The sequence below is a fragment of the Nocardioides alcanivorans genome (genome assembly GCF_021555175.1).
Taxonomy (GTDB): domain Bacteria; phylum Actinomycetota; class Actinomycetes; order Propionibacteriales; family Nocardioidaceae; genus Nocardioides; species Nocardioides alcanivorans.
This window is the reverse complement of sequence record NZ_JAKGRW010000043.1, coordinates 5,001-10,000: the sequence shown is the minus strand read 5'-3', so window position 1 is coordinate 10,000 and position 5,000 is coordinate 5,001. Positions and strand designations below refer to the sequence as shown.

The window sequence follows — 5,000 nt, the reverse complement described above, 5'->3', positions numbered from 1 at the left end:
GGGCATTCCGTTGGACGATCCCAGGGTCTCCCCCATCCATGGTGAGCTCGCCAATCTCCCACCCGTGACGGCGTACGTCGGGTCTCGGGACATCACCGCGCCTGACACACGACTTCTCGTCGAGCGGATCCGAGGCCTAGGCGGAAGAGCAGTGCTGCACGAGACGCAGGGCTCGCCCCATGTGCATCCGCTCCTACCGACACCCGAGGGACGTGACACCCGACGTCAACTCGTCGCGGGACTCTCGGGCCCCGCTCGCGGCAAGTGCACCGGATCCGACCGCGCTCGAGTCGTGCCGGGGCGTGGAGCGCCCCAGGACTGATGCGGCTGCTGTTTGCGTCCGGAACGATGGACAGCATGCCGAAGAAAACTGATCTGTTCTGAGGGAACGGGCTGCACGCCTGGTGCTGGAGCACCCAGTCGGCTGCGACCACGCAGCTCGAGGCCGAGACCCCTCGACTGCGTGCGGACAACGAGATCTCGAAGGTGGCCGACGAGGTCGCGCATCAAGGATCCTGGGGGTTGACCCGGTTCTCCGGACACTGACTTGGCGGGTTCCGCGTTGCGTGGTGCCTGTCGGGAAGGATGTCTGTGATGGGCACTGGCAAGAAGAGGAAGTCGTATACGCCGGAGTATCGCCGTGAGGCGGCGCATTTGGTGATCGAGACCGACCGCACGGTCGCGGCGGTAGCGCGTGAGATCGGGGTGGGTGAGCAGTTGCTGGGCCGATGGGTCGCGGCCCAGCGGGCCCGGTCCGGGGATGGGTGAGCAGTCGCTGGATGTCGATGAGCGGAGAAGGCGAACTACACGATCATCCAGATGTGCCGGCTGCTCGGGCTCGACCGACGCCGCTTCTACGAGTGGCGTGCCCGACGGGCCGCAGGCCCTACCCCGCGGCGGCGACGAGCCATCGAGTCGACTGGGCAGATCCGTGGCTTCCACGAGGCCTCCGATGGCACCTCGGGTGCTCCCCGGATCCACGCGGATCTGGCCGAGGCCGGGGTGAGGGTCTCCCGCAAGACGGTCACCAAGCTGATGCGCGCGGCGGGAATCGTGGGGATCAGCCCTCGTACCTGACTTGCACAGGTCGGGGCTGATTTCGGGGTCTGCGTTGTGTTTGTGCTGGTCAGCGGCTCGGGTGCGGGTGAAGTGACACACTAAGCGGCGTGTTTGTGCGGAAGGTGAAGACGGGTTCTGGGGCGATAGCGGTCCAGATCGCTCGTCGGGAGAACCGCCGCGATGTCGTGGTTGAGCATCTTGGCTCGGCGCACACTGATGCCGAGGTGGCCGCGTTGATGGTGATCGGGCGCGCGAAGATCGAGGAGGGCCAAGGGACCCTGGACCTGGGTCTGGAGCCGACTACGCCCCGCCCAGCGGGGCCGGCGATCGTGCATTCCAAGCGCTCGCAATTGCTGGTCGACACGCTCCAGGCTGGGTGGCGCACGCTGGGTTTCGACGTCATCGCTGACGAGGCGTTCTTCCATCTTGTCGTGGCGCGACTCGTCGAGCCGACCTCGCTGAGCGACGCCGCTCGCGTCATCGGTGAGTTGGGCCTGACCCCGGCCCACCGCAACACCTACGCCGCCACGCTCAAGCGCTGCGGTGAACGCGGTTACCGTGACCAGATCGCGACCGCGTGCTTCGCTCACGCGGCGACCCACGGTGATGTGTCGCTGGTGCTCTACGACGTCACCACGCTGTATTTCGAGGCCGAGAAGGAAGACGACCTCCGCAAGGTCGGCTACTCCAAGGAACGACGTGTCGATCCCCAGATCGTGGTCGGGCTACTGGTCGACCGCAACGGGTTCCCCCTCGAGATCGGCTGCTACGAGGGGAACAAGGCCGAGACGGCCACGATCATCCCGATCGTGAAGCAGTTCCAAGACCGTCACGGGTTGGCGGACATGGTCGTCGTGGCGGATGCGGGGATGTTGTCCGCGTCGAATCTGCGCGACCTGGACGAGGCAGGCTTGAGGTTCATCGTGGGATCGCGGGTGACGAAGGCGCCGAAGGATCTGGAGTCCCACTTCCGTTGGCACGGTGACTCGTTCGCCGATGGGCAGGTCATCGACACCCTGACCCCACGCAGCGGGCATCACAAGGACGCCGCGAGCAACCCGATGATCAAGGCCGAACCCGTGTGGGACCGCACACAACACTGCGGGTCGTGGCGTGCGGTGTGGGCCTACTCGCAGAAGCGGGCCGTGCGCGACAACCGGACCCTGACGTTGCAAGAAGAACGCGCGAAGGCCGTCGTGGCCGGCGAGAAGACCGCCCGGACGCCACGGTTCGTCAAGACCCGCAACGGTGCTGCTGAACTCGACGAGACCCCCTGGCCCGGGCCCGCAGGCTGGTGGGGTTGAAGGGATACGTCACCAACATCCCCGCCGACCTCATGGCGTCGGGTGAGATGATCGGCAGCTACCACGCGCTGTGGCAGGTCGAGCAGTCGTTCCGGATGTCCAAGACCGACCTACGAGCGCGGCCGATGTTCGTGCGCACTCGCGACGCGATCGAGGCCCACTTGACAGTCGTATTCACCGCCCTGGCCATGGCCCGTCACCTGCAACAACGCAGCGGGGTCAGCATCAAGAAGATCGTCCAGACGCTACGCCCGCTGCAAGAGATCACCATCGACATCGCTGGACAGCACCTCGTCGCTCAACCCCAGATCCCCGCCGACGCCCAGCAGATCATCGACAAAGTGACACACTAAATCTGTGCAACTCAGGAGTGGCGTGCCCGACGGGCCGCAGGCCCTACCCCGCGGCGGCGACGAGCCATCGAGTCGACTGGGCAGATCCGTGGCTTCCACGAGGCCTCCGATGGCACCTCGGGTGCTCCCCGGATCCACGCGGATCTGGCCGAGGCCGGGGTGAGGGTCTCCCGCAAGACGGTCACCAAGCTGATGCGCGCGGCGGGAATCGTGGGGATCAGCCCTCGTAGGTGGCATCCGCCCACCACGACACCGGGCCCGGATCCGTTCCCGGTGCCGGACCTGGTCGGGCGGCGCTTCGACCAGGGCGCTCGGGATCGGGCGTGGTTCTCCGACATCACCTACCTGCCCACCGGTCAGGGCTGGGCATACCTGTGTGGTCCGCGACGGACACACCCGCCGGGTCCTGGGACGTGTCGTGGCCGATACCTTGCACACCGACCTTGTCGAGGCCGCACTACGCCAGGCGGTCGCGCTGCGCAGACACCTGCCCGACAAGGTCGTCTTCCACGCCGACCGGGGATGTCAGTACACCAGCGCCCAACTCGCCGAAGCCGCCGCCGATCTCGGGGTACTGCGCTCGATGGGCCGCACCGGCGTGTGCTGGGAAAACGCCGCTGCCGAGTCGTTCTGGTCCACCTTCAAGAACGAGTACTACCACCGGCACGTGTTCACCACGATCGCCGCCGCCCGCCGCGGCTCCTACACCTGGATCGACGGCTGGTACAACGCCCGCCGCAGACACTCCGCGATCGGCTACATCAGCCCGCTAGAGTTCGAACACCGCCAGCCCGACCTGGCTGCTTAACCAAACAACCACCTGTCCGGAAATCGGGGACAGCCTCAATCCCGACAGTCTGTTGTGGGGTCCTGAAATGGGAAGTAGCCCACCCCCGGACGGGGGTGGGCTACTCCTGAAAGTATGTCCGGCGACGTCCTACTCTCCCACAACCTCGCGGTTGCAGTACCATCGGCGCTGTCAGGCTTAACTTCCGGGTTCGGAATGGAGCCGGGTGTTTCCCTGACGCTATGGCCGCCGTAACTCTACGGGCACACTATTCAACCAACATATAACTGGGGTTGGTTGTTGTCCCAGAACCAAACAGTGGACGCGAAACAAAAAAGAAGTAAGAAGACAAGCCCTCGGCCTATTAGTACCGGTCGGCTAGGCATTACTGCTGTACACCTCCGGCCTATCAACCCAGTCGTCTACTGGGGGCCTTACCCGGTTAACCCGGTGGGAAACCTCATCTTGAAACATGCTTCCCGCTTAGATGCATTCAGCGGTTATCACTTCCGAACGTAGCCAACCAGCCGTGCTCCTGGCGGAACAACTGGCACACCAGAGGTTCGTCCATCCCGGTCCTCTCGTACTAGGGACAGCCTTTCTCAAGTTTCCTGCGCGCGCGGCGGATAGGGACCGAACTGTCTCACGACGTTCTAAACCCAGCTCGCGTGCCGCTTTAATGGGCGAACAGCCCAACCCTTGGGACCTACTCCAGCCCCAGGATGCGACGAGCCGACATCGAGGTGCCAAACCATCCCGTCGATATGGACTCTTGGGGAAGATCAGCCTGTTATCCCCGGGGTACCTTTTATCCGTTGAGCGACGCCGCTTCCACATGCCAGCGCCGGATCACTAGTTCCGACTTTCGTCCCTGCTCGACATGTCTGTCTCACAGTCAAGCTCCCTTGTGCACTTACACTCAAAACCTGATTGCCAACCAGGCTGAGGGAACCTTTGAGCGCCTCCGTTACATTTTAGGAGGCAACCGCCCCAGTTAAACTACCCATCAGGCACTGTCCCTGATCCGGATAACGGACCTAGGTTAGACATCTAGTACGACCAGAGTGGTATTTCAACGATGACTCCACACTCACTGGCGTGAATGCTTCACAGTCTCCCACCTATCCTACACAAGCCGAACCAAACACCAATACCAAACTATAGTAAAGGTCCCGGGGTCTTTCCGTCCTGCCGCGCGTAACGAGCATCTTTACTCGTAATGCAATTTCGCCGAGTCCATGGTTGAGACAGCGCCCAAGTCGTTACTCCATTCGTGCAGGTCGGAACTTACCCGACAAGGAATTTCGCTACCTTAGGATGGTTATAGTTACCACCGCCGTTTACTGGGGCTTAAGTTCTCCGCTTCGAACCGAAGTTCTAACAGGTCCCCTTAACCTTCCAGCACCGGGCAGGAGTCAGTCCGTATACATCGTCTTACAACTTCGCACGGACCTGTGTTTTTAGTAAACAGTCGCTTGGGCCTGGTCTCTGCGGCCC

Annotated in this window: 3 protein-coding genes, 2 rRNA genes and 3 pseudogenes (2 of these 8 cut by a window edge); 6 read left to right on the top strand and 2 right to left on the bottom strand. The window is 63.0% G+C overall.

What is annotated here, in order from left to right:
- From L1066_RS18570 to L1066_RS18545, 6 genes and pseudogenes are all read left to right on the top strand, one after another.
- Positions 1–322, top strand: the end of a protein-coding gene (locus tag L1066_RS18570) for an alpha/beta hydrolase fold domain-containing protein (RefSeq protein WP_235737697.1). The gene continues 641 nt to the left of window position 1, outside the view; 322 of the gene's 963 nt are visible here — the last part of the coding sequence; its start codon lies off the left edge, out of view; the stop codon is at positions 320–322.
- 272 nt (positions 323–594) lie between these two features.
- Positions 595–759, top strand: a pseudogene (locus tag L1066_RS18565) (transposase); the annotation flags it as partial.
- Positions 760–819: 60 nt separating this feature from the next.
- Positions 820–1,077: an IS3 family transposase gene (locus L1066_RS18560; RefSeq protein WP_235737695.1), complete on the top strand. Its 258-nt coding sequence runs from the start codon at positions 820–822 to the stop codon at positions 1,075–1,077.
- Positions 1,078–1,166: 89 nt separating this feature from the next.
- Positions 1,167–2,716 (top strand): annotated as a pseudogene (locus L1066_RS18555) (IS1634 family transposase).
- Positions 2,717–2,935 (top strand): annotated as a pseudogene (locus L1066_RS28870) (IS3 family transposase); the annotation flags it as partial.
- A 157-nt stretch (positions 2,936–3,092) separates the two neighbouring features.
- Entirely contained in the window at positions 3,093–3,524 is a 432-nt protein-coding gene (locus L1066_RS18545) for an integrase core domain-containing protein (protein ID WP_312008220.1), read from the top strand.
- Positions 3,525–3,640: 116 nt separating this feature from the next.
- On the opposite strand, the gene rrf is transcribed toward L1066_RS18545, so the two are convergent.
- Both rrf and L1066_RS18535 read right to left on the bottom strand, forming a co-directional pair.
- Positions 3,641–3,757 (bottom strand): 5S ribosomal RNA (gene rrf, locus L1066_RS18540).
- Between the two features lie 90 nt (positions 3,758–3,847).
- Positions 3,848–5,000, bottom strand: a 23S ribosomal RNA gene (locus L1066_RS18535); it runs 1,955 nt beyond the window's last position.

Excerpts from the sequence above, each read along its gene's own strand:
- L1066_RS18560 (WP_235737695.1), top strand. The coding sequence starts at position 820 with ATGTGCCGGCTGCTCGGGCTCGACCGACGCCGCTTCTACGAGTGGCGT.